Genomic DNA, 20,714 nt, shown 5'->3' with positions numbered 1-20,714 from the left:
GAGAGGGATTACGTCAGGCCCGCGCGAGCGAGCGGCGCTTCATCTCGAGCTGCGTGATCAGGCGCTGCAGCGTGTTCTCCGCGCTGCCCGGCAGCGACATGAAGCGAAAACCGAGCTGGAAGCGCCGCGAACCGTTCGGCATCTGCGTCGAACGCTGCGACACGAGCCGCAGGTCGAGCGACAGCTTGCCGTGGCCGGTCAGCTCGAGCTCGACCTCCGGCAGCAGCGTGCCGACCTCGAGCGCCTCGACGCGCTCGTCGGCCGTGCGCAGCCCGACGCCGCCGAGCGACAGGTTATGCACCTCGAACACGAAGCTCTCGCCGTCCGGCAGCTTGCCGCGGCACAGGAACGGATCGACGATCGGCGCATCGACGCGGAAATACTCGCGGCGCTGGATGCACATCAGCACGTCGGGAAAATCGGCGACGAACGCGGGCAGCCCCTCGTAGCGCGTCTCGCGCGGCGTGCTCGTGGTGAATTCGACGCGCACGCCTTCGGGCGCCGCCGCGAACGTGCAATGCGACGCGCCGAGGATGCCGGCGTTCTGCTCGGACAGCGCGCCCCAGTCGAACGTGAACGTGCGCGCGCCGACGTCGACCTCGAGCAGGCGCGTGACGAGCTGGCCGCCCGGGTACTGGACGGTCAGGAAGTCGCCGCGGTTCACGAGGTTGCGCAGCTGCACGCCGATCTCCAGCGGATTGCGGCGGGCGTAGTCGGGCCCGGAATGGCCCGCATCCAGGCTCGGATCGGTCGACGTTTCGATATTCATGGCTAGCCGGTTTTCTTTTTCATGGGCGCCCGGGCGACCGGTGCGCAGTAAAACCGGGCCAGAACAAGGGCCCGGTTGCAGGTCTCACACACTTAGCGGCAGTGCTCACCGAAAGTTTAGATCGAATTGGCGGTTTTTTTCGCGCAAACGTTGAAACCGCGCGCGGCGGGGTGCCGGGCGCGGTCCGTAAGACTGCAAGCATGGGCGGCAGGCGGGGCCGTTGCGGCCCCTGCCCCGTCAGCCGATCTGCTGCATGATCGAGATCAGCTTCTTCGCGTAGTTCGGGTCGGTCGCATAGCCGGCCTTCTGCAGCCCGTGCGCGAAGCCCTCGACGCTGCGGCTCGCGCTCAGCACGCCCGCGTAGCGCGGGTTGTTCTTCAGCAGGTTCGCATAATCGGTCATCGCGTGCTCGTACGAATCGTACGCGCGGAACTTCGCGACGACGCGGCGCGGCGCGCCGTTCACGTATTCGGTCGTCAGCGCCGACACCGTGCGGCCCGTCCAGCCCTTGTTCGCCTTGATGCCGAACACGTTGTAGCTCGTCGAGCCGTCGCTCGCGCGGATCTCGCGCTTGCCCCAGCCCGATTCGAGCGCGGCCTGGCCCACGATGAAGCGCGCCGGGATGCCGGTGGTCGCGCTCGCCGCCTGCGCCGGGGCGGCGAGCCGGTCGACGAACGCGTCGGCGTCCTGGGCGCCGCTCGCGCCCTTCAGCGGCGGCGTCAGCGCGCTGCCGGCCGTGTAGCCGCGCGCGCCGGCGAGCCCGCCGTTGTTCGCCGCGTTCGCGTAGGCCCGCGCCATCGCGTTCATCGCGGCGAGGCTGCCTTCGTTGCCCGACGTGCCCGAGCCGGCCGCACCCAGGCCCACCGCGCCGAGCCCGGCCGCGCCGGCGTCGGCCGCCGTGTCGCCGCCCGTGCCTTGCCCCGCGTTGCGCAGCAGCTGCTTCATCAGCGCGTCGGCCACGCCGATCCCGCGCTTCGACATCTGCTGCGCGAGCTGCTGGTCGAGCATTGACGTGTACATCTTCGACGTGTGCGAATCGAGCAGCCCGCCGTCGGGCGACGCGTCGCGCATGCTCTTGAGCATCATCTGCGTGAACATCGCGTCGAACTGGCCCGCGACCGCCTTCGCGCCGGCCTGCGGCGACTGCTTCGCCTGCGCGCGCAGCGCGTCGAAGCCCTGCACGTCGAGGGCGAAGCGCTGCGTCAGGTCGTTTGCGTTCGGGAGAGTAGCTGCCATTTAGATGATCTCCAGATCGGCGCGCAGCGCGCCGGCCGCCTTCATCGCCTGCAGGATCGACATCAGGTCCGCGGGCGTCGCGCCGAGCGTGTTCAGCGCCTTCACGACGTCGGCGAGGTTCGCGCCGGCCGTCACCATCTTCAGCGCGCCGCTGTCCTGCTTCAGCTGGATCTGCGATTGCTGCGCGACCACCGTCTGCCCGTTCGAGAACGGCCCCGGCTGCGACACCACGGGCTGCGTGTTGACGACCACCGACAGGTTGCCGTGCGCGACCGCGCAGCTTTGCAGCGTGACCATCTGGTTCATCACGATCGAGCCGGTGCGCGCGTTCAGGATCACCTTCGCGGCGGCCTTGTCCGGGCTCACGTCGAGGTTCTGCAGGCGCGCCATGAACGCGACCTGCTCCGCTGAATCCGCCGGCGCGGCGAGCTGGATCGTGCGGCCGTCGAGCGCCGTCGCGGTGCCCGGGCCGAAGCTCGAATTGACCGCGGACACGATCCGCTGCGCGGTGCCGTAGTCCATGTCGTTCAGCTGCAGCTGCAGCACGCCGTTCATCTGCGCGATCGCGTTCGGCACCGAGCGCTCGACGATCGCGCCGCCGACGATCCGGCCGGCCGCGAGCTGGTTCACCTGCACGCGGCTGCCGTTCGCGCTCGCCCCCGCGCCGCCGACCGCCATGTTGCCCTGCGCGAGCGCGTACACCTGGCCGTCCGCGCCCTTCAGCGGCGTGAGCAGCAGCGTGCCGCCGCGCAGGCTCTTCGCGTTGCCGAGCGACGAGACCGTCACGTCGAGCGCCTCGCCCGGCCGCGCGAACGGCGGCAGCGTCGCGGTGACCATCACGGCCGCGACGTTCTTCAGCTGCATGTTGTTCAGCGACGACGTGCCGCCGTTCGCCGAGCCGTTGTTGATCGAGATGCCGAGGTTCGCGAGCATGTTCGCGAGCGTCTGCGTCGTGAACGGCGTCTGCATCGTCTGGTCGCCCGTGCCGTCGAGACCGACGACGAGGCCATAGCCGATCAGCGGGTTGTCGCGCACGCCCTGGATCTGCGCGAGGTCCTTCAGGCGCTCCGCGTGCGCGGGTGCCGCGCCGAGCGCGCATGCCGCCAGCACGAACGCGGCGGCGAGCCGCGCGACGGCAGGCACGCGCGACATACGGGACGCGCGCGACGAGAAGCGGTGGAAAAGTGGCTGCTGCATCGTCGTCACCACGGTGCGATGTTGAGGAAGAAGCGCTGCAGCCAGCCCATCGTCTCGGCTTCGTTGATGTAGCCCTTCGCCGAGTATTCGATCCGCGCGTCGGCCACCTGCGTCGAGTAGACCGAGTTCGCGCCCGAGATCGTGTTCGGGTTGACGACCCCGGAGAAGCGCACGAACTCGTTGCCCTGGTTGATCAGCATCTGCTTCTCGCCGCTGACGACGAGATTGCCGTTCGGCAGCACGTTGGTGACGGTCACCGTGATCGTGCCGTTGAACGTGTTCGCCGCGCTGGCGCCGCCGGTCGCCGCGAACTTGTTGTTGCCGGCCGCCGACAGGTTCGCCTTCGCGAACAGCCCGCCGAGGAAGGCGGCCGTCGGCACGCTGAAGCTGGTGTCGCCCGCGCGGTTGGTGTTCGCGCCCGACGACTTGGTCGCGTTGATGTTCTCCGCGATCACGATCGTCAGGATGTCGCCGACGTTGCGCGGCCGCTGATCCTCGAACAGCGGCCGGCCGGCGTAGCCCGGGTTGTAGATCGAGCCGGGCGCCTGCATCGCCATCGGCGCCGGCGGCTGCGCCGTCATCGGCTGCTGGATGATCGGGTCGCGCGGAATCTGCGCGCAACCGGCGAGCGCGGCCACCGCGACCGCGCACGCGGCGCGGACGGAGGCTGACGGGAGGAGGCGAACCTGCTTCATGGCGACGACGGGACTTTCCGGTTAGCTCTTCATCTGCGTGACGGTCTGCAGCATCTGGTCGGACGTCGTCACGGCCTTGCTGTTGATCTCGTACGCGCGCTGCGTCTGAATCATGTTGACGAGCTCCTGCACGACGTTCACGTTCGACGCCTCGACATAGCCCTGGTTGAGCACGCCCGCGCCGTTCAGGCCCGGCTGCGACACGTTCGGCGCACCCGACGACGTGGTCTCGGCGAACAGGTTCTCGCCCTTCGCCTCGAGGCCGGCCGGGTTGATGAAGGTCGCGATCTGCAGCGAGCCGATCTGCACCGCGTTGCTCGAGCCCGGCTGCGTGACCGACACGACGCCGTCCTTGCCGATCGTCAGCGACTGCGCGTTCTGCGGCACGGTGATCGCCGGCAGGATCTGGTAGCCGCTCGACGTGACGAGCTGGCCCTGCGCGTTGGTCTGGAATGAGCCGTCGCGCGTGTATGCGTTCGTGCCGTCCGGCATCAGCACCTGGAAGAAGCCCGCGCCGTTGATCGCGACGTCCTTCGAGTTGCCGGTCTGCGTGAGGCCGCCCTGCGTGTACAGGCGCTCGGTCGCGACCTGCTGCACGCCGGTGCCGAGCTGCAGGCCCGACGGCAGTTCGGTCTGCTGCGTCGAGTTCGCGCCCGGCTGGCGGATGGTCTGGTACAGCAGATCCTCGAACACCGCGCGCGACGCCTTGAAGCCGTTGGTGCTGGTGTTCGCGAGGTTGTTCGAGATCACGTCCATCTGCGCCTGCTGCGCATTCATGCCGGTGGCGGCGATGTAGAGCGATCGGTTCATGTTGAATCTTCTCCTGGTAGCGAGGGCCGTGCCGCTCAGCTGAAGTTGAGCAGCTGGTTCGCCGACTGCTCGTTCTGGTCGGCCGTCTGGATCAGCTTGGACTGCAGCTGGAACGCCCGTGCGTTGTCGATCATCGCGACCATCGCGGTCACCGGGTTCACGTTGCTGCCTTCGAGCGAATTCGGCGTGACGACCACGTTCGGATCGGTGTCGGCCGGATTGCCGTCGGCGGTGCGGAACAGCCCGTCGTTGCCGCGCGTGAGCGTGGCGGGGTCCGGGTTCACGAGCTTCATCTGGTCGACGATCGCGACCGCCGTCGGCGGATCGCCCGGCATCAGCGCCGACACCGTGCCGTCCTTGCCGATCGTCACTTCCGCGTTCGGCGGCACCGAGATCGGGCCGCCGTTGCCGATCACCGGCAGGTTGCTCGCGTTGACGAGCTGGCCGTTTTCATCGACGTGCAGGTTGCCGGCACGCGTGTAGGCCTCGCTGCCGTCGGCGGCCTGCACCGACAGCCAGCCGGCGCCCTGCACGGCGACGTCGAGCGGGTTGCCGGTGCGCGTGATCGGACCCGGTGCGTAATCCGCGCCGGGCGTCGACGCGAGCACATAGGTGCGCGTCGTCGTCGGGTCGATGTTGCTGCCGTCGCCGAAATTCATCGGCACCGCGCGATAGGTCGCGAGCTGCGCGCGAAAGCCCGTCGTCGACGCGTTCGCGAGGTTGTTCGCGACGATCGCCTGCTGGTCGAGCGACTGCGACGCGCCCGTCATCGCCGTGTAGATCAGTCGGTCCATGGCTGCCGGTTATCCGCGCATTACAGGTTGATGAGCGTCTGGTCGACGGTCTGCTGCGTCTTGATCGTCTGCGCGTTCGCCTGGTAGTTGCGCTGCGCGGTGATCAGGTTGACGAGCTGCGACGTGAGGTCGACGTTCGAGTTCTCGAGCGCGCTGCCCTGCAGCGAACCGTGGTTCGTGCTGCCCGGCGACGAAATCTGCGGCACGCCCGACGCGGACGACTCGGCGTACTGGTTGCCGCCGAGGTTGACGAGCCCGTTCGGGTTGTTGAAGTTCGCGAGCACGATCTGGCCGAGCACCGACGTCTGGCCGTTCGAGTAGTTGCCGGTCAGCTTGCCGTCGGCGCCGATCGAGAAAGTCGTCAGCGTGCCGCTCGCATAGCCGTCCTGCGCGAGGTTGTTCACGCCGTCCTTGCCGCCGTACTGCGTGGTGCCGGTCAGGTCGAGCGTGAGCTGCTGCGGCGTCGCCGAGCCGTCGGTGTTCGGGACGGTGAACTGGAACTGGCCGAGCGATGCGGTCGGCGTGGCCGGCGTGCCCGTCGTCGTGCTCTGGATCGCGCCGGACGAGTTGAACGTGACCGTGCCGAGGTCCGTCGTGGCGCCGCCCTGCACGCCCGCGTAGGCTTCCCACGTGCCGGCCGCCGACTTCACGAAATACATGTTGACCGCCTGCGAGCCACCGAGCGAGTCGTACACCTGGATCGACGTCGAGTAGTTGTACGTCGTGGTGTCGGTCGCGCTGAACGGCGTCTTGGTCGGCACCGTGTCCTGCGAGTTCAGGTTGAACTGGCCGGTGATCTTGGTCGTCGCGGTCGGCGCGATGTTGCTGGTCGGCGCCTGCAGCGGCACGGTCTGCGCGGTGTTGATCACGCCGCCCGTGTTGGCCGCGTAACCCATCAGGTTACGGCCTTGCGAATCGACGATGAAGCCGTTCTTGTCGCGCTGGAACGTGCCGTCGCGCGAGTACGTCGTCACGCCGTTGTTCGACATCTGGAAGAAGCCGTTGCCGTTGATCGCGACGTCGAGCGACGAGTTCGTCGTGTTGATCGTGCCCTGGCCGAATTGCTGCTGCACCGAGGCGAGCGTCGTACCGATCCCGATTTGCGTGTTGACCGACGTCGCGACCGAGTTCGCGTACATGTCGGAGAACTGCGCGGTGCTCGACTTGAAGCCGACCGTGTTCGCGTTCGCGATGTTGTTGCCGATCACGTCGAGCGCGTTCGATGCGCCGGCGAGGCCGCTCAGACCCTGTTGATAACCCATTTCGGTCTCCGTTTTCGAGAAATCTGGATCAGTTGGTGGTGGTCGTGCCGCCGGACGACGACGACGCGGTGTTCGGGAAGATCGACGCGACCTGGGTCAAGCCCACCGTCGTGCCGTTCGACAGCACGAGCCCCGCCGTGCCGTCGGCCTGCTTGATCACGCTCTGCACCTGCGCGGCCGCGAGCACGGTCGGCGCATACGTCTTGCCATCCGAGCCCGTGTATTGCGCGCTCACGGTGTACTTGCCGTCCGGCAGCGCGTTGCCGGCCGCATCGGTCGGCGTCCAGTTGAACGGCACCGTACCGGCCGACTGCTTGCCTGCGTTGATCGTGTTGACGACGACGCCCGAGCTGTTCTTCACGGTGATCGTCAGGTTCGACACGTCGTTCGCGAGCGACACGCCGAACGGCGACGCCGCGCCGCTCTTCACCGCGACGCCGTTGCCCGGCGCGAGCACGTTCGTGCCGATCAGCAGCGCGGCCTGCGTCTGCTGGCCGGCCGCAAGCTGCGTCGACAGCGACGTGAGCGACGTGTTCAACTGCGCGATGCCGCTCACCGTGTTGATCTGCGCGAGCTGCGACGTCATCTGCGAGCTGTCGACCGGGCTCGTCGGATCCTGGTTCTGCAGCTGCGTGACGAGCAGCTTCAGGAACGTCGCCTGCAGGTCGCTCGCCGACGTGCCGTTCGTCGACACGTTGTTGGTGTTCATCGTGTCGGTCGGCAGGGTCGACACGTTGGTGCCGTTGCTGCCGATCGTCGTGCTGGTGGAAGTCATCCTGGGTGGCCTTGTGTCGGAACTGTCGGGTCTGGGTCTCGGTGGGGAAGGACGCCCGGCGCGCGGCTTACGTGCCGATCGTCAGCGTCTTGAGCATCAGCGTCTTCGCGGTGTTCAGCGTCTCGACGTTGGCCTGGTACGAGCGCGACGCCGAGATCATGTTCACCATCTCCTGCACCGGATCGACGTTCGGCATCTGCACATAGCCGTTCGCGTCGGCGGCCGGGTTCGCCGGGTCGTAGGTCGACTTCATCGGCGACGGATCGTCGACCACCCTGGTCACGCGCACGCCGCCGACGCCCTGGCCGGACGCGGTGCGCGCGCCGCCGATCGGGTCGGTCGCGAACACGACCTGCTTGGCCTTGTACGGCTTGCCGTCGGGGCCGGTCGCGCTGTCGGCGTTCGCGAGGTTCGACGCGGTGACGTTCAGGCGCTGCGATTGCGCGGACAGCGCCGAACCGGCGACGCCGAAGATGTTCATCAACGAGGGCATGGGGGCTCCTTGTTCGGGACGGAAGCGGCGCGCGCTTACGAGTTCGTCGAGATCGCGGCGATCATCGCCTTGATCTGCTGGGTCATCACGGTCATCCCGGTTTCGTAGTGCAGCGCGTTGTTCGCGAACTGCACACGCTCGACGTCGAGATCGACCGTGTTGCCGTCGAGCGACGGCTGCAGCGGCATCCGGTATTGCGCGCGACCGTAGTCGTCGGCCGGGCCGCCCGTCGGAATCAGCTTCGCGGTGCCGGCCATGTGGCCGGGCGCCGTCGACACCATCGTCATCCCGCTCGTCACGCCGGCCGGCTGCGCCATCGGCAGCTGCGCGGCGTTGCTCGGCGCGAGGCCGCCGCCGGTCTGCTTCAGCGAGCGCGCGAGGGTCGACGCGAAGTCGACGTCGCGGGCCTGGTAGCCGGGCGTGTCGGCGTTCGCGATGTTCGACGACAGCAGTTCCTGCCGATAGGCGCGCACGTCGAGCGCCTGTCGGCCGAACGCGAATTCGGCATCGAGTTTGTCCAGCATGTGTGCGTCTCTCCGTATGAAGCGCTGCACGCCCCCTTGCGCCGGATGGCGACCCAAGGGGCTTTTTTCCATGACAGCGATGGTAGGCGTCGGGCGCAACCGGCAATCGGACGAATAACGCGGCAAAGGCCCCCTCTATTCATCGTTTGCGCGACGGCCGGGCTCCCTAGAATGCGAATCGGATCAACGGCTTCGAGGACACGGCGATGACAGGCGCACTTCGCGGAAACGACGAACGCGGCACGCGCATGGCGCGTGCGTTCGCGCTCGCCGCGGCGCTGTGGCTCGCGGTGCCGCTTGCGCACGCGGACGACGGGATGATCGTGATTCCCGGACGCGGCGAGACGGCCGAAACCGCGCTCGCGCATGCGAACGCGGCGAGCGGCGGGCAGTTCGGCGGGAATGCGGGCACGGCTTCGGGTACGGGCATGGCGATGGCGGGCGGCGCCGTTGGCGCGGGTGGTGGCGCCGGCGTAACCGGCGCGGCCTCGGCCGGCTCTGCGGCGCTGCCGGCCGGCTCGATGGTCGTGACGAGCGTCCCGCCGCCGGCCGCCGTGCCGGCACCCGCGCCGCGCCCCGTCTACGCCGCCGCGCGCATGAACGCCGGCGATGGCGCACGGCGCGCCGCCGATCCGGGTGCCGTCGCGACCGTCGTCGCCGGTATGGCCGAGCCCGCATCGAATCCCGCGAATTCCGCGAATTCCGCGCGACCGGCCATCGCCGCGCGCATGGCCGCGGCCCGGGCCGCTTCAGCCGCGCCGGCGCCGCGCGCGCCGGCCGCTGCCGCCAACCCGGCCCAGGCCACCGCCGCGTCTCAGCCGGCCACGCCGGCCGGCCAGCAGGACCCCGACACGATCCGGCGCACGGCCCTCGCGTTCCTGCAGCAGCAGGTCGCGGGCCTGCCGGGCAAGACCACCGCGACGGTCGCGACCGCATTTCCGCGCGGGCTCGCCGCGTGCACGACGCTCGAGCCGTTCCTGCCGACCGGCGCGCGCCTGTGGGGCCGCACGACGGTCGGCGTACGCTGCGCCGGCGAGCGGCCGTGGACCGTTTATCTGCAGGCGAAGGTCGCCGTGCAGGCCACTTATTACGTCGCCGCGCGGCAGATCACGCCGGGCGAGCCGCTCACCGCGGCCGACCTCGTCGCGCGCGACGGCGACCTGACGGTGCTGCCGCTGGCGGTGATCACCGATCCCGCGCAGGCGGTCGGCGCGACCGCGCTGGCCCGGATCTCGGCCGGGCTGCCGCTGCGCCAGGACATGCTGAAGAGCGCCGCGTCGGTGTCGGCCGGCCAGACGGTGCGGGTCGTCGCGGCCGGGCCCGGCTTCACGATCTCGGCCGACGGCAGCGCGCTCGCGAATGCGGCGCCGGGCCAGTCGGTGCGGGTCAGGATGGCGGCGGGCCAGATCGTCACGGCGATCGTCAAGGACGCCGGGACCGTGGAAATTCCGCTATAGGGACGGATCGCGCCGCAAGATTGCAAAGAATTGTTTATTCGGAGAATGTCGGGCTCACGATGCTAAAGTTCGGGCCGACCCGGCCGTTATCTGGGTCATACCGTACAGGAAACCCATCGTGAAGATCGATTCCACTCCGAACCCGAGCCCACTCGCGTCGACCGGCAACGGCGCGACCCGCGCGCAATCCGGCGCGGCTTCGTCGTCGTCCGCGCAGGCGGCCGACGCAGGATCGACCGGCGGCGACACGACCGTGAACCTGTCGGGTCTGTCCGGCCAGCTGCGTTCGCTGTCGGCCTCCGGCAGCGCCGACATCGACACGGCCCTCGTCCAGTCGATCAAGGACGCGCTGAACAACGGCACGTTGACGATCGACGTGAACAAGATCGCCGACGGCGTACTGAATACCGCCCGCGACCTGCTGCAACAGCAGCGCTCGCAGGGCAACTGAGCCGGCCCGGGGCCCGTCACGCCCGGACCGGTCCCCTGGTTTGCCGGCATGCGGACACGCGTGCCGGCGCGACGAGCATGACGCGATGAGAGAAGAGCTGCTGGCCACGGTCAACGACGAACACGCGACGGTCGAAGCGTTCGCGTCCCTGCTCGCCTACGAGGAAAAGGCACTGACGACGCCGGAGCCGCTCGACATGCTGCCCGGCATCGTCGAGAAGAAAAGCGCGTTGATCGACCGGCTCGCGCAGCTCGAGCGCACGCGCGACACGCAGTTGTCCGCGCTCGGCTTTCCGGCCGGCAAGAAAGGGATGGACCAGGCCGCCGAGCGCGATGCCCGCCTCGCCGGCCGCTGGCAATTGCTGCTGCAGGCCGCCGAACGCGCGCGCCAGGCCAATGCGACCAACGGGATGCTGATCCGGATCCGGATGGACTACAACGAGCGCGCGCTTGCGGTGCTGCGCTCGGCGCCCGCGCCGGCCGGCGTCTATGGCCCGGACGGGCGTGTGTCGGCGCTGATGCGTTGATGCCCTGCGGCGGCCTGCGTCCCGTTCCGCCCTCAACACGCCTCGCCGCTTCACCCGCTTCACCCTGAATTCCGCTTCGACAGACCGGGCTCCAGTCCGGCACATGCGTCCCCCCGATACGCGGCAGCGCAGCCGCGCTGCCTGATCCGAAAACAACCGATCGGAGGGCATCGATGCATCATCATTCCCGTCTTGAATCCGCGCGCCGCGCGGCCGCCATCGCCACGCTCGGCGCCACGCTGGCGTGCACCGCGTCGCTCGCGCCGGCCGCCCCGGCCCCGCTGCCGACGCCGACCGGCGACATGACGCTGTCGCCGGCCGGCCCGCTCGCTACGCCGGCGTCGGCACCGCCGGGCGCAGCGCCGCGCGCCGCGTCGCGCGGCAGCGACACCTACACCTACCTGCGCTGCTGGTACCGGATCAGCGACGATCCGCTCAAGCCCGAGGCGACCTACGAATGGGCGCGCGATCCGGCGGGCGGCGACTGGTATCGGGTTCCCGGGTACTGGTGGGCGGACGGCATCACGCAGTGGAAAAACATGTTCTACAGCACGACGGCGCAGGAGACGCTCGCCGACGTCTGCCGCAAGACGCTCGCCGCGCGCGGCATCCGCGCGAACCTGACGCAGGCGGTCGCGGCGAACAACGCGCTGTCGTTCAACTACACGGTCTGGACCATCGACGCCGCGCAGCAGGACGCGCGGGTCAACAAGCTGATCGTGTTCGGCGACAGCCTGTCCGACACCCAGAACATGTTCAACGCGAGCCAGTGGAAGCTGCCGAACGGCACGAGCTGGCACGCCGGACGCTTCAGCAACGGGCCGGTGTGGGCCGAATACGTCGCGAACGCGCTGCGGCTGCCGTTCTACAACTGGGCGATCGGCGGTGCGGCGACCGACCAGCACCTCGTCGTGCCGGGCCTCGTGCAGCAGATCGACTCCTGGCGCGAATACATGGATCGCGCGCCGGACTACCGGCCCGCCAATACGCTGTTCGCGGTGTTCGCGGGCGGCAACGATCTCGTGAACTACGGCCGCACGCCCGAGCAGGCGGCGAACGCGGTGCGGGACAGTCTCGAGCGGCTCGCCGCGGCCGGCGCGACGCGCATCCTGCTCGTCACGCTGCCGGACGTGTCGCGCGCGCCGGTGTTCGCGACGCGCACCGACGCCGCCAGCGTCGCCGCGCAGGTCAGCGACTACAACAGACGGCTCGCCGACGCCGCCGCCGCCGTGCGCGCCCGCTACGGCGCGACGCTGCGTCTAGAGGTGTTCGACGCGTACGCGCCGTTCAACGATCTGCTGAGCCACCCCGCGCAATACGGCTTCGACGATGCAAAGCGGTCGTGCCTCGACATCCCGAAGCCGTCGTCGTTCACCTACCTGGCCGCGCAGACGCCGCGCACGGACTGCCGCGACCCGGCGCGCTTCGTGTTCTGGGACACGTTGCACCCGACGACGCGCACGCACGCGTGGCTCGCCGAGCGAATCACGCCGTTCGTGCGGGCGCGGTTGCTGGATTGAAATGGATCCGGGTCCAGCGCCGGTGATCCGTCATCGATGACCGGCGGACAGCGGGCGGCCGACGCCGCCCGCGCCGGCACCGCTTACAGCAACGGGCAGGCCGTCACCTGCGTGCCGCGTTCCACGCAAAGCCGTTCGTAGTCGCGCAGGTACGCGCGCTCGTCGTCGTTCAGCAATTCGACGTCGATCAGGTCCCAGTCGTAGCCGACCGTGACGATGTTCTCGAACGCCACGGTGTCCGACGCGTCGTCGTCCGCGCGCACGATCACGATGTTCTCGATCCGCACGCCGCCCTTGCCCGGCACGTAGATGCCCGGCTCGACCGAAATCACCGCGTTCGGCACCAGCCCGTACTTCGCGCCCGGCGCGAACCGCACACCGCCCTCGTGCACGTGGATCCCGACGCCATGCCCGGTGCCGTGGCCGAAATCGTAGCCGTGGTCGCGGCACACCTGGCGCACCGTCGCATCGACGTCGCCGCCCGTCGCGGTCTTCGGGAAGCGCGTGACGAGCCCCTTGATGCATGCCTTCAGCGCGACCGTGTAGATCTCGCGCTGCCACGGCTGCGCGACCGTCTCCGGCCGCGTGCGACGCAGCACGACGCGCGTGCAGTCCGTCGCGAAACCGGCGTCGTAGTACGCGCCGCTGTCGAGCAGCACGAGCTCGCCTTCGGTCAGCTCGACGTCGGCGCTCGCCGCCGTGTAGTGCGCGAACGCGCTGTTCGCGCCGTTCGCCGCGATCGACGGGAACGTCAGCGCGACCGCCGAGCGGGCGCCGTACGCGTCGTTGATCGTGCGGGCCAGGTCGTACTCGGTATGGCGCCGCCCCGGTTCGCCGGCCTTCGCCCAGCGCATCGTTTCGGCGATCGCCGCCGAACTGCGCGCGAACGCGTCGCGGAACCGGTCGAGTACCGCCGGCGTCTTGCCGGCCCGCAGCGCCTCCACCGGGTTGAAATCGGCGTGGCGCGCGTGCGGCCACACGCGGCGCACCGACTCGACGAGCGCGCAGTTGACCGATTCGAAGCCGTAGCACACGTGCTCGACCGCGAATTGCGCGAGGAAGCGCTCGAGTTCGGCGAAGTCGCGCCGGATCACGTGCAGCGCCGGATACGACGCCAGTTCGACCGGGCAGCGGTCGCAGCCTTCCGGCAGGAACAGCGCGACCTGCTCGCCGACCGCGAACAGGAAGCCCAGATGCGATGACGCATTCGGGATGTGATAGCCGCGGCTGTTCAGCAGGTACGCGAGATCGTCGGACGCGCACGTGAAGAACGCGGTCTTGCCGGGCGCCGCACCGGTGTGCGCGGCGAGCCGCCGGTTCAGCGCGTCGAGGTTCTGCGCGACGCTCGCGCCGGTCATCGCGTCCGGCAGCTCGAAGATCGGCCGCTCGACCACCCAGCCCGGCAGCGCGATCGCGCGGTCGATCTCGCGCTCGACGAGGCTCGTCCAGTCGAGCGACGCCGCCAGCGTGCGCTCGACCAGCCGGTCGCGCTGCGCGAAGCTGATCCGCAGCGCGTCGTAGCCGACCCGCGCGAGCCGGCTCGCGTGTGCGAGCAGCCAGTCGGCCAGCGCCTGCCAGATCGTCACGTTCATCCCGAGCTTTTCGATGCGCACGCGCGCCGGGTCGCACTGCTGTTCGGCCTGCAGGTGATAGCGGCCGTCGACGAACAGCACGAACGGCGGCACGCCGAGCGCCTGCGCGGTCGCCGCGCTCAGGAAGATCCCGCAGCCGGCCGAGCCGTCGAAGCCCGACAACGCGTAGCGCGGGTTGTTGCTGCGCGGCAGGTATTCGGTGATGTACTCGTCCTGCGACGTGACCACGACCGCGTCGAGCCTGGCGGCGTCGAGCAGTCGCGACAGACCGGCCTGCGTGTCGGCGACGGACGCGTCGTACGAGGGAAGGCCGGAGAAGCTGTATTTCAGTCGATCGATCATCGGATACCCGCTATTGATTGTTGTCGTCCGCCGGCGGCGTCACGTGCCGGCGCGTGCCTGGCGCGCCGCGGCGCCGTTCCATCGACGGATTTTCGGGGAAATTTTTGTCTCACTTAACTTTGTTTGATGCGAGCGACAGAATCTAGAGCACGCTGAAAACGAGGTCAAGCCAAAATTTTCGTAGGGCTAAAATTACCGGCACCGCGCGCGACGGCGGTGCGGCCCCCCGCGGCCCTGCCTGGCGCGAGGCGGCCGGGCGCCGGCGTGCGCGGTACAATGCGCCGGCATCGTCGTCCCGACGGCCGTGCTTCGTGCGATTCGCGGAATGCCGCATCCCGGCGACGGCACCGCCCCTCCGCTCGCCTTGCGACTCGTTGCCACGAAAGAGATTCATGGATTCAGACATCATGCGTATCGGCCAGCGCATTCGCCGCCTGCGCCGGGAAGCGAAGAAAACGCTGCTGGAAGTCGCGACCGAAGCGAACCTGTCGGTCGGGTTCCTGTCGCAGGTCGAGCGCCACCTCACCGGCATTTCGCTCTCGTCGCTCGTCAACGTCGCGAAGGCGCTGAACGTGCCGCTCGGCACGCTGATCGACCAGCCGCGCCAGGCGCAGCCCGACTCGCACGCGGGGCGCCGCGAACCGTACGCGGTCGATGCCGCATCGCAGTGGTACGAGCGGCTGTCCACCACCTTCGACGGCAGTCAGATCAACGCGCTCAAGGTCCGGATGATGGAGGGCTACCGTTCGGAATGGGTCGCGCACGGCGGCGACGAGTTCGTCTATGTGCTGACCGGCCGGCTCTGCTACACGATCGGCAAGAAGGATTACCCGCTGTCTGCCGGCGACTCGCTTCACTTCGACGCGCGGAAGCGCCACCGCGTCGCGAACGTGGGCGACGGGCCCGCCGAAATGATCGCGGTCGGCACGCTGCCGCTCTTCGACGACAACGGTGCCGAGCTGGGATCCGAGGCGATGAAGATCAGACTGCTCGCACGCGATGCCGGCGCGGCGCCGGGCGAACCGCGCGTGAGCCGCCGCAAACCCGCACCGAAGCGAGAGCGCGATGCGGATTCGATCGCGGCCGCGCCCGCCGACATGCCCGCCCGCGCGACGGCCACGCCGGCGGCCGGGAAGCCGCGCGCGGCCGCCGGCAAACGTCCTGCCGCCGCCACCCCGACCCGGCGCGCCGCCGCCCGCACGAAGAAATGACGGCTGGCCGCCGGGCGGCGCACCACGCCACCCGGCGCTTCCGCAGCACTATTCCCCGATCGCCAGCGCCTGCTTGACGGCCTCGATGCGCGCGCGATGCACGGCGTCCTTGATCTGCATCGCGTCGTTGCCGACGCCGCGCGCGATCGCGCCCGCGTCGACGCTGCGCGCCGCCACCAGCGCCACGCGCAGCCGCTCGGCCTGCGGATACGGCTGCGTGTCGAGCCCGAGCCGGCCGCGCGCATCCGATTCGCACGCCTGCAGCATCTCGGCGAAGCGCGCGGGCTTGCGCAGCGCGTCGCTGCGCTCGAAGAGCCGCACCAGCGCGGCCGCGCCCATTTCCATCACGCGATGCAGGTTGCCGTGCTCGCGCGCGACCACCAGCGCGAGATCGCGGCACTCGTTCGGCACGCGCAGCCGCTCGCACAGCGGCTTGATGAGATCGACGCTGCGGCCTTCGTGGCCGACATGGCGCGGCAGCACGTCGGCGGGCGTCGTCGCCTTGCCGAGATCGTGCGTAAGCGCCGCGAAGCGCACCGGCAGCGAGTATCCCTGCTTCGCCGCGTAGTCGACGACCATCATCACGTGCACGCCCGTGTCGACTTCCGGGTGGTAGTCCGCGCGCTGCGGCACGCCCCACAGCGCGTCGACCTCGGGCAGGATGCGCGCGAGCGCGCCGCACTCGCGCAACACCGCGAACATCCGCGACGGCTTCGCCTCCATCAGCCCGCGCGCGATCTCCTGCCACACGCGCTCGGGCACCAGCGCGTCCGCTTCGCCCGCGTCGACCATCCGCCGCATCAGCGCGAGCGTGTCGTCCGCGACCGTGAAATCCGCGAAGCGCGCGGCAAAGCGCGCGATCCGCAGGATCCGCACCGGATCCTCGACGAACGCGTCGCCCACGTGCCGGAACACACGTGCACGCAGGTCGGCCTGTCCGTCAAACGGATCGATCACCGGGCCGATCAGCGCGCCCTCCGGGCTCACTTCACGCGCCATCGCGTTGATCGTCAGGTCGCGCCGCGCGAGATCCTCGTCGAGCGTCACGTCCGGCGCGTAGTAGAACTGGAAGCCGTGATAGCCGGCCGCCGTCTTGCGTTCGGTGCGCGCGAGCGCGTATTCCTCCTGCGTGTCCGGATGCAGGAACACGGGGAAATCCTTGCCGACCGGCCGGAAGCCCTGCGCGGCCATCTGCTCGGGCGTCGCGCCCACCACCACGTAGTCGCGGTCCTGCACCGGCACGCCGAGCAATTCGTCGCGGATCGCTCCGCCAACTGCGTAGATGTTCATGGCGTCGGTTCGTATTCGGCGATCACGTTGGTTTCGCGGCGCGCGGCATCGATCCAGCGCTGCACCGCCGGCAGCGCCGTCACGCGCGCGGCATACCCGGCCGCCTCCGGCGACAACGCCGGCGCATACGTGTTGAAACGCATCACGACGGGCGCATACATCGCATCGGCGATCCCGAATTCACCGAACAGGAACGGTCCGCCCGATGCCTCGATGCACGCGCTCCACAGCGCGTCGATGCGCGCGACGTCGGCGAGCGCATCGGGCGTCGCGCCGCGTCCCGGCATCGACGCGCGCACGTTCATCCCCATCTGCGTGCGCAGCGCGGCGAAACCCGAGTGCATCTCCGCCGAGATGCAGCGCGCATGCACGCGATCGAGCGGATCGGCTGGCCACATCGGGAACTGCGGATAGCGCTCGGCGAGCGTCTCGGCGATCGCGAGCGAATCCCAGATCGCGACGCCGTGGTCGTCGATCAGGCACGGCACCTTGCCGGTCGGCGAATACTCGCGGATGCGCGCGGCCGTGTCGTCGCGGCGCAGCTCGATTGCGATCTCGTCGAACGGGATGCCGAAATGCGCGAGCAGCAGCCACGGCCGCATCGACCACGACGAGTAATTCTTGTCTCCAATGACGAGTTTCATGGCGGGGTTCCGAAAAGCGCGAAAGTGAATGACGGAAGCGACGGCCCGCGACGCCTAGCGGCGCGAGCGGAACCAGTCGAAGCGGGAGCGCCGCGCGGCATGGCCGAGATACGCGGGCGCGATGCTCTCGAGACTCGCGGGCGAGATCCCGAGTTCGGGCGCGAGCGGCCCGGACAGCACGTTCGGCACCGACATCGACGCGAGATTGTCGCGCGTGATCACCGGCTCGCCGGGCAGGCATTCGAATACGCTCGCCTGCAGCCGTGCGAGCGCGTCGGGCAGGCGCACGATGCGTGCCTGCCGGCCGACCAGCGTGCCGCAATAACGCACCAGTTGCTCGAGCGTGTAGACGGTGGGACCACCGAGTTCGTAAGTCTTGCCGTGCGCGGCCGCGAGATCGAGCGTGTTGACGAACGCGCGCACGACGTCGCCGACGAACACCGGCTGGAAGCGCGCATCGGGCATCGCGAGCGGCAGCACCGGCAGCGTGCGCTGCAGGTTCGCGAACGTGTTCAGGAACGCGTCGCCGGGGCCGAACACGACCGACGGGCGGAAGATCGTGAGCGCGAGCGAGTCGGTCGCCGCGACCGCATGCAGCGCGGCCTCGCCGTCGCCCTTCGAGCGCTGGTACATGCTCGGGCCGTGCGAATCGGCGCCGAGCGCGCTCATGTGCAGCACGCGCCGCACGCCGACTTCGACGCACGCGGCGGCCAGCGCGGCCGGCAGCGCGACGTGCGCGCGCTCGAACCCGGGCCCGTACGGCGTGCCGCGGCCGCCGTGCAGCACGCCGACGAGGTTGACGGCCGCATGCGCGCCGGCGACGAACCGCGCCAGCGTGCGCGGATCGAACGCGTCGAGCTCGACGATCTCGACCGGCAGCATCTGCAGGTGGCGTGCATGCTCGCGCCGCCGCGTGCCGATCCGTACCTGCTTGCCGGCGTCGATCAGCGCATTGACGAGCCGGCTGCCGATGAAGCCGGTGCCGCCCAGCAGCGCGACGGTCTGGCGATCCATGTTCGAGACCTCCAAGGAGCTGTTCACGCTCATAACGGGCTTGCGCTGGCCGCCAGCCCCGCAAATGACTTTTCCAGTCAGGGAAACGAGCCCGGTATCAGCGTGAACAGCCCCTTGAACACTGCCGCGTCTCGCGCGGCAGTGTGAAGATTGCGGATCAGGGCGAGATCATGCCCAGGCGTTTCTTCAACGACTGCGGTTTGCCCTCGAAGAGCGCCGCGTAGTAGACGGTATTCGACAGCACGTTCTTCACGTAGTCGCGCGTCTCGTTGAACGGAATCGTCTCCGCGAAGATCGCGCCTTCGACCGGCTGCGTCAACACCTGGCGCCACTGGCGCGGCCGGCCCGGGCCCGCGTTGTAGCCGGCCGTCGCCAGCACCGGCGAGCTGTCGAAGTTGTTGTAGATGTCCGACAGGTACCAGGTGCCGAGCTGGATGTTCGTATTGATGTCGTGCATCTGCGCACGCGTGATCGTGCCCATCCCGAGCTTCTTCGCGACGAGCTGCGCGGTGGCCGGCATCAGCTGCATCAGCCCGCCCGCGCCGACCGACGAACGCGCGTTCGTGATGAAGCGCGATTCCTGGCGGATCAGCCCGTACGCCCATTCGATGTCGAGGCCGGTCGACTGCGCGTAGCGCTCGACGATGTCGCGATACGGCGACGGGTAGCGCAGCGTGAAGTCGTGCTCGGCCTTCGTGCGGTCGGCCGTGTTGACCGTGCGGTCGAGCAGGTCGATGCGCTTGCCGTATTCGGCGGCCGCGAGCAGCTGGCGATCGGTCATCCCGCGCAGCGGCCAGTTCCATTCGCGGTTGCCTTCGAGACGCAGGTTCAGCCCGTAGAAGCGTTGCGCGAGCGCGAAGCCCGGGATCTTGCTCATCGCGTCGACGTCGGCATCGCTCACCTTCGTGCGCGGCGGGACCGACGTGCGCTGGCCGAGCTCCTCGCCGGCGAGCTGCCCGTAGAAGTTGAACTGGCCCGCGACCTGCTCGAATTCCTGGTTCGCCTGCAGCGTGTCGCCGCTCTGCTTGAGCGCGCGTGCATGCCAGTAGATCCACGCCGGATCGCTGCGCAGCGACGGCGGCATCTGTTCGATCGACCAGCGCACCATCGGCCAGTTGCCGACGAGCAACGCGGCGCGCGTGCGCCATTCGTAACCCGGGTTCGACAGCGGCGCGTTCGCGGATTTCGCATACCAGACCGATGCGAGCGCCGAGCGCTTGATCGCCCCCTGGTAGCCGATCGCGCCCCATGCGATCGCCTGCTCCTGCTTCGTCAGCGAGCCGGCGATGGACGTCAGCATCCCGGCCGCGGCGTCCGGGTCGTTGCGCGCCATGCGGCCGAGCGCGATCAGCGCGAGCTGATGCGATACCGCGTCGGGGCCGACGCCGCGCGCGAGGTACAGCGGCGGCGCGCTGGTCGCCTGATCGAAGCCGACCGGCCGCGCGCCGAGCGCGTCGACGATCTTCCCGCCGAGCGTCGTGTAGTTCTGCTCGTAAGCGAGGCGTGCCTGCTGCCACACGTCGTCGCTCGTGAACTGCTGGTTGACGGTGAGCGCCGCAATCAGGTCGACACAGGCGTCGCCGTAGTATTTCGGCTCGACGAGCAGCGCGCGCGCCGCCTCGGCGACGTTCTCGCCGCGCGCCGCGCGCGATTCGAGCGCGTAGCACTTGACCTGCGTGTCGTCGTCGAGCACGAAGCGCTTGTACTGCTCGTCGAAGCCGCGCCAGTCGTGGCGCGCGCCGAGCACGAGCAGGTAGTCGTTGCGCAGGCGGTCGGCGATCGCCTGGCCGTCGTAGCGCTGCAGGAACGACTGCACGGGCGCGTCGGGGGCGTCGACGCGTGCGCGGCCCGTCGAATCGAACAGTTGCGGCTTGATCTGGAAATACTCGACGTAGGACGGGACCGGATAGTTCGGAATCATCGCCGCGAGTTGCGCGGCCTTCGCGGCGTCGTTGCGGCGCGCGGCTTCGCGCAGCTGCACGAAGATCTGGTCGTCCCCGGCGAGCGTGTCGTCGTTCGGTGCGGCGCACGCGGCCGTGCCCGCGACGAGCGCGGCGGCCGAAAGCGCGAGCGCGACCGCGCGATATACTCGGAAAAGGCTGTTCGACATCG

General features: G+C 69.2%; 20 protein-coding genes. 5 read left to right on the top strand and 15 right to left on the bottom strand.

The window, feature by feature from the left end; genetic code table 11:
- Window positions 1–13: 13 nt before the first annotated feature.
- The 10 genes from HWX25_RS22195 to flgB form a co-directional block, all read right to left on the bottom strand.
- Window positions 14–769, bottom strand: a complete 756-nt coding sequence (locus HWX25_RS22195) for a flagellar brake protein (RefSeq protein WP_059535097.1) — start codon at window positions 767–769, stop codon at window positions 14–16.
- A gap of 237 nt (window positions 770–1,006) precedes the next feature.
- The gene (gene flgJ, locus HWX25_RS22190) at window positions 1,007–2,005 is read right to left on the bottom strand and encodes a flagellar assembly peptidoglycan hydrolase FlgJ (RefSeq protein ID WP_059535095.1); all 999 of its coding nucleotides are present in this window, start codon (window positions 2,003–2,005) and stop codon (window positions 1,007–1,009) included.
- Window positions 2,006–3,202 carry a flagellar basal body P-ring protein FlgI gene (locus tag HWX25_RS22185; protein WP_244138788.1) on the bottom strand — a complete coding sequence of 399 codons (1,197 nt, stop codon included), beginning with the start codon at window positions 3,200–3,202 and terminating at the stop codon, window positions 2,006–2,008.
- A gap of 5 nt (window positions 3,203–3,207) precedes the next feature.
- Entirely contained in the window at window positions 3,208–3,897 is a 690-nt protein-coding gene (flgH, locus tag HWX25_RS22180; protein ID WP_175910536.1) for a flagellar basal body L-ring protein FlgH, read from the bottom strand.
- Between the two features lie 21 nt (window positions 3,898–3,918).
- Entirely contained in the window at window positions 3,919–4,707 is a 789-nt protein-coding gene (gene flgG / locus HWX25_RS22175; RefSeq protein WP_014895799.1) for a flagellar basal-body rod protein FlgG, read from the bottom strand.
- 35 nt (window positions 4,708–4,742) lie between these two features.
- Window positions 4,743–5,501 carry a flagellar basal-body rod protein FlgF gene (gene flgF, locus HWX25_RS22170; RefSeq protein WP_059691964.1) on the bottom strand — a complete coding sequence of 253 codons (759 nt, stop codon included), beginning with the start codon at window positions 5,499–5,501 and terminating at the stop codon, window positions 4,743–4,745.
- A 20-nt stretch (window positions 5,502–5,521) separates the two neighbouring features.
- The gene (gene flgE, locus HWX25_RS22165) at window positions 5,522–6,763 is read right to left on the bottom strand and encodes a flagellar hook protein FlgE (RefSeq protein ID WP_175910534.1); all 1,242 of its coding nucleotides are present in this window, start codon (window positions 6,761–6,763) and stop codon (window positions 5,522–5,524) included.
- Window positions 6,764–6,791: 28 nt separating this feature from the next.
- Window positions 6,792–7,538 carry a flagellar hook assembly protein FlgD gene (locus HWX25_RS22160; RefSeq protein ID WP_059535087.1) on the bottom strand — a complete coding sequence of 249 codons (747 nt, stop codon included), beginning with the start codon at window positions 7,536–7,538 and terminating at the stop codon, window positions 6,792–6,794.
- Window positions 7,539–7,605: 67 nt separating this feature from the next.
- Window positions 7,606–8,031, bottom strand: coding sequence for a flagellar basal body rod protein FlgC (flgC, locus tag HWX25_RS22155; protein ID WP_059535085.1), 426 nt, complete (start codon window positions 8,029–8,031; stop codon window positions 7,606–7,608).
- A 35-nt stretch (window positions 8,032–8,066) separates the two neighbouring features.
- Window positions 8,067–8,555 carry a flagellar basal body rod protein FlgB gene (flgB, locus tag HWX25_RS22150; protein WP_059448497.1) on the bottom strand — a complete coding sequence of 163 codons (489 nt, stop codon included), beginning with the start codon at window positions 8,553–8,555 and terminating at the stop codon, window positions 8,067–8,069.
- 206 nt (window positions 8,556–8,761) lie between these two features.
- Between flgB and flgA the strand changes: the two genes are divergently transcribed.
- The 4 genes from flgA (at window position 8,762) to HWX25_RS22130 (ending at window position 12,509) form a co-directional block, all read left to right on the top strand.
- Complete coding sequence (gene flgA, locus HWX25_RS22145; RefSeq protein WP_175910532.1) at window positions 8,762–10,012, top strand: flagellar basal body P-ring formation chaperone FlgA; 1,251 nt, start codon at window positions 8,762–8,764, stop codon at window positions 10,010–10,012.
- Between the two features lie 118 nt (window positions 10,013–10,130).
- Window positions 10,131–10,463 (top strand): flagellar biosynthesis anti-sigma factor FlgM, encoded by a 333-nt coding sequence (flgM, locus tag HWX25_RS22140; RefSeq protein WP_059448495.1) that lies wholly within the window; start codon window positions 10,131–10,133, stop codon window positions 10,461–10,463.
- A gap of 85 nt (window positions 10,464–10,548) precedes the next feature.
- Window positions 10,549–10,989: a flagellar protein FlgN gene (locus tag HWX25_RS22135; RefSeq protein WP_006762551.1), complete on the top strand. Its 441-nt coding sequence runs from the start codon at window positions 10,549–10,551 to the stop codon at window positions 10,987–10,989.
- A gap of 173 nt (window positions 10,990–11,162) precedes the next feature.
- A complete protein-coding gene (locus HWX25_RS22130) occupies window positions 11,163–12,509 on the top strand; it encodes an SGNH/GDSL hydrolase family protein (protein ID WP_175910530.1) in 1,347 nt (448 codons plus the stop codon).
- An 83-nt stretch (window positions 12,510–12,592) separates the two neighbouring features.
- Here the strand turns inward: HWX25_RS22130 and HWX25_RS22125 are convergent, their stop codons facing one another.
- A complete protein-coding gene (locus HWX25_RS22125; RefSeq protein ID WP_175910528.1) occupies window positions 12,593–14,443 on the bottom strand; it encodes a M24 family metallopeptidase in 1,851 nt (616 codons plus the stop codon).
- A gap of 392 nt (window positions 14,444–14,835) precedes the next feature.
- Between HWX25_RS22125 and HWX25_RS22120 the strand changes: the two genes are divergently transcribed.
- On the top strand, window positions 14,836–15,654 hold the full coding sequence (locus HWX25_RS22120) for an XRE family transcriptional regulator (RefSeq protein ID WP_175910526.1): 819 nt from the start codon (window positions 14,836–14,838) through the stop codon (window positions 15,652–15,654).
- A gap of 48 nt (window positions 15,655–15,702) precedes the next feature.
- Here the strand turns inward: HWX25_RS22120 and HWX25_RS22115 are convergent, their stop codons facing one another.
- The 4 genes from HWX25_RS22115 to HWX25_RS22100 all read right to left on the bottom strand — a co-directional run bounded on the left by HWX25_RS22115 (window position 15,703) and on the right by HWX25_RS22100 (window position 20,712).
- Window positions 15,703–16,944, bottom strand: coding sequence for a multifunctional CCA addition/repair protein (locus tag HWX25_RS22115; RefSeq protein WP_059535071.1), 1,242 nt, complete (start codon window positions 16,942–16,944; stop codon window positions 15,703–15,705).
- Window positions 16,941–17,588 (bottom strand): glutathione S-transferase family protein, encoded by a 648-nt coding sequence (locus tag HWX25_RS22110; RefSeq protein WP_059535069.1) that lies wholly within the window; start codon window positions 17,586–17,588, stop codon window positions 16,941–16,943. The genes HWX25_RS22115 and HWX25_RS22110 overlap by 4 nt, the downstream gene beginning before the upstream one ends.
- A gap of 54 nt (window positions 17,589–17,642) precedes the next feature.
- A complete protein-coding gene (locus HWX25_RS22105; RefSeq protein ID WP_059819916.1) occupies window positions 17,643–18,602 on the bottom strand; it encodes a complex I NDUFA9 subunit family protein in 960 nt (319 codons plus the stop codon).
- Window positions 18,603–18,759: 157 nt separating this feature from the next.
- Window positions 18,760–20,712 (bottom strand): lytic transglycosylase domain-containing protein, encoded by a 1,953-nt coding sequence (locus HWX25_RS22100; protein ID WP_175910524.1) that lies wholly within the window; start codon window positions 20,710–20,712, stop codon window positions 18,760–18,762.
- Window positions 20,713–20,714 lie beyond the last annotated feature (2 nt).

It is taken from the genome of Burkholderia sp. BCC1640 (assembly GCF_902833125.1).
In the GTDB taxonomy this organism is placed as follows: domain Bacteria; phylum Pseudomonadota; class Gammaproteobacteria; order Burkholderiales; family Burkholderiaceae; genus Burkholderia; species Burkholderia diffusa.
This window is presented reverse-complemented; position numbering and strand designations above follow the sequence as displayed.

Coding starts and splice junctions, on each gene's coding strand:
- HWX25_RS22110 (WP_059535069.1), bottom strand. CDS start 17,588: ATGAAACTCGTCATTGGAGACAAGAATTACTCGTCGTGGTCGATGCGG.
- HWX25_RS22130 (WP_175910530.1), top strand. CDS start 11,163: ATGCATCATCATTCCCGTCTTGAATCCGCGCGCCGCGCGGCCGCCATC.
- HWX25_RS22120 (WP_175910526.1), top strand. CDS start 14,836: ATGGATTCAGACATCATGCGTATCGGCCAGCGCATTCGCCGCCTGCGC.
- HWX25_RS22105 (WP_059819916.1), bottom strand. CDS start 18,602: ATGGATCGCCAGACCGTCGCGCTGCTGGGCGGCACCGGCTTCATCGGC.
- flgJ (WP_059535095.1), bottom strand. CDS start 2,005: ATGGCAGCTACTCTCCCGAACGCAAACGACCTGACGCAGCGCTTCGCC.
- HWX25_RS22195 (WP_059535097.1), bottom strand. CDS start 769: ATGAATATCGAAACGTCGACCGATCCGAGCCTGGATGCGGGCCATTCC.
- flgF (WP_059691964.1), bottom strand. CDS start 5,501: ATGGACCGACTGATCTACACGGCGATGACGGGCGCGTCGCAGTCGCTC.
- HWX25_RS22185 (WP_244138788.1), bottom strand. CDS start 3,202: ATGCAGCAGCCACTTTTCCACCGCTTCTCGTCGCGCGCGTCCCGTATG.
- flgB (WP_059448497.1), bottom strand. CDS start 8,555: ATGCTGGACAAACTCGATGCCGAATTCGCGTTCGGCCGACAGGCGCTC.
- flgE (WP_175910534.1), bottom strand. CDS start 6,763: ATGGGTTATCAACAGGGTCTGAGCGGCCTCGCCGGCGCATCGAACGCG.
- HWX25_RS22135 (WP_006762551.1), top strand. CDS start 10,549: ATGAGAGAAGAGCTGCTGGCCACGGTCAACGACGAACACGCGACGGTC.
- HWX25_RS22160 (WP_059535087.1), bottom strand. CDS start 7,538: ATGACTTCCACCAGCACGACGATCGGCAGCAACGGCACCAACGTGTCG.
- HWX25_RS22115 (WP_059535071.1), bottom strand. CDS start 16,944: ATGAACATCTACGCAGTTGGCGGAGCGATCCGCGACGAATTGCTCGGC.
- flgC (WP_059535085.1), bottom strand. CDS start 8,031: ATGCCCTCGTTGATGAACATCTTCGGCGTCGCCGGTTCGGCGCTGTCC.
- HWX25_RS22100 (WP_175910524.1), bottom strand. CDS start 20,712: ATGTCGAACAGCCTTTTCCGAGTATATCGCGCGGTCGCGCTCGCGCTT.
- flgH (WP_175910536.1), bottom strand. CDS start 3,897: ATGAAGCAGGTTCGCCTCCTCCCGTCAGCCTCCGTCCGCGCCGCGTGC.
- flgA (WP_175910532.1), top strand. CDS start 8,762: ATGACAGGCGCACTTCGCGGAAACGACGAACGCGGCACGCGCATGGCG.
- flgG (WP_014895799.1), bottom strand. CDS start 4,707: ATGAACCGATCGCTCTACATCGCCGCCACCGGCATGAATGCGCAGCAG.
- HWX25_RS22125 (WP_175910528.1), bottom strand. CDS start 14,443: ATGATCGATCGACTGAAATACAGCTTCTCCGGCCTTCCCTCGTACGAC.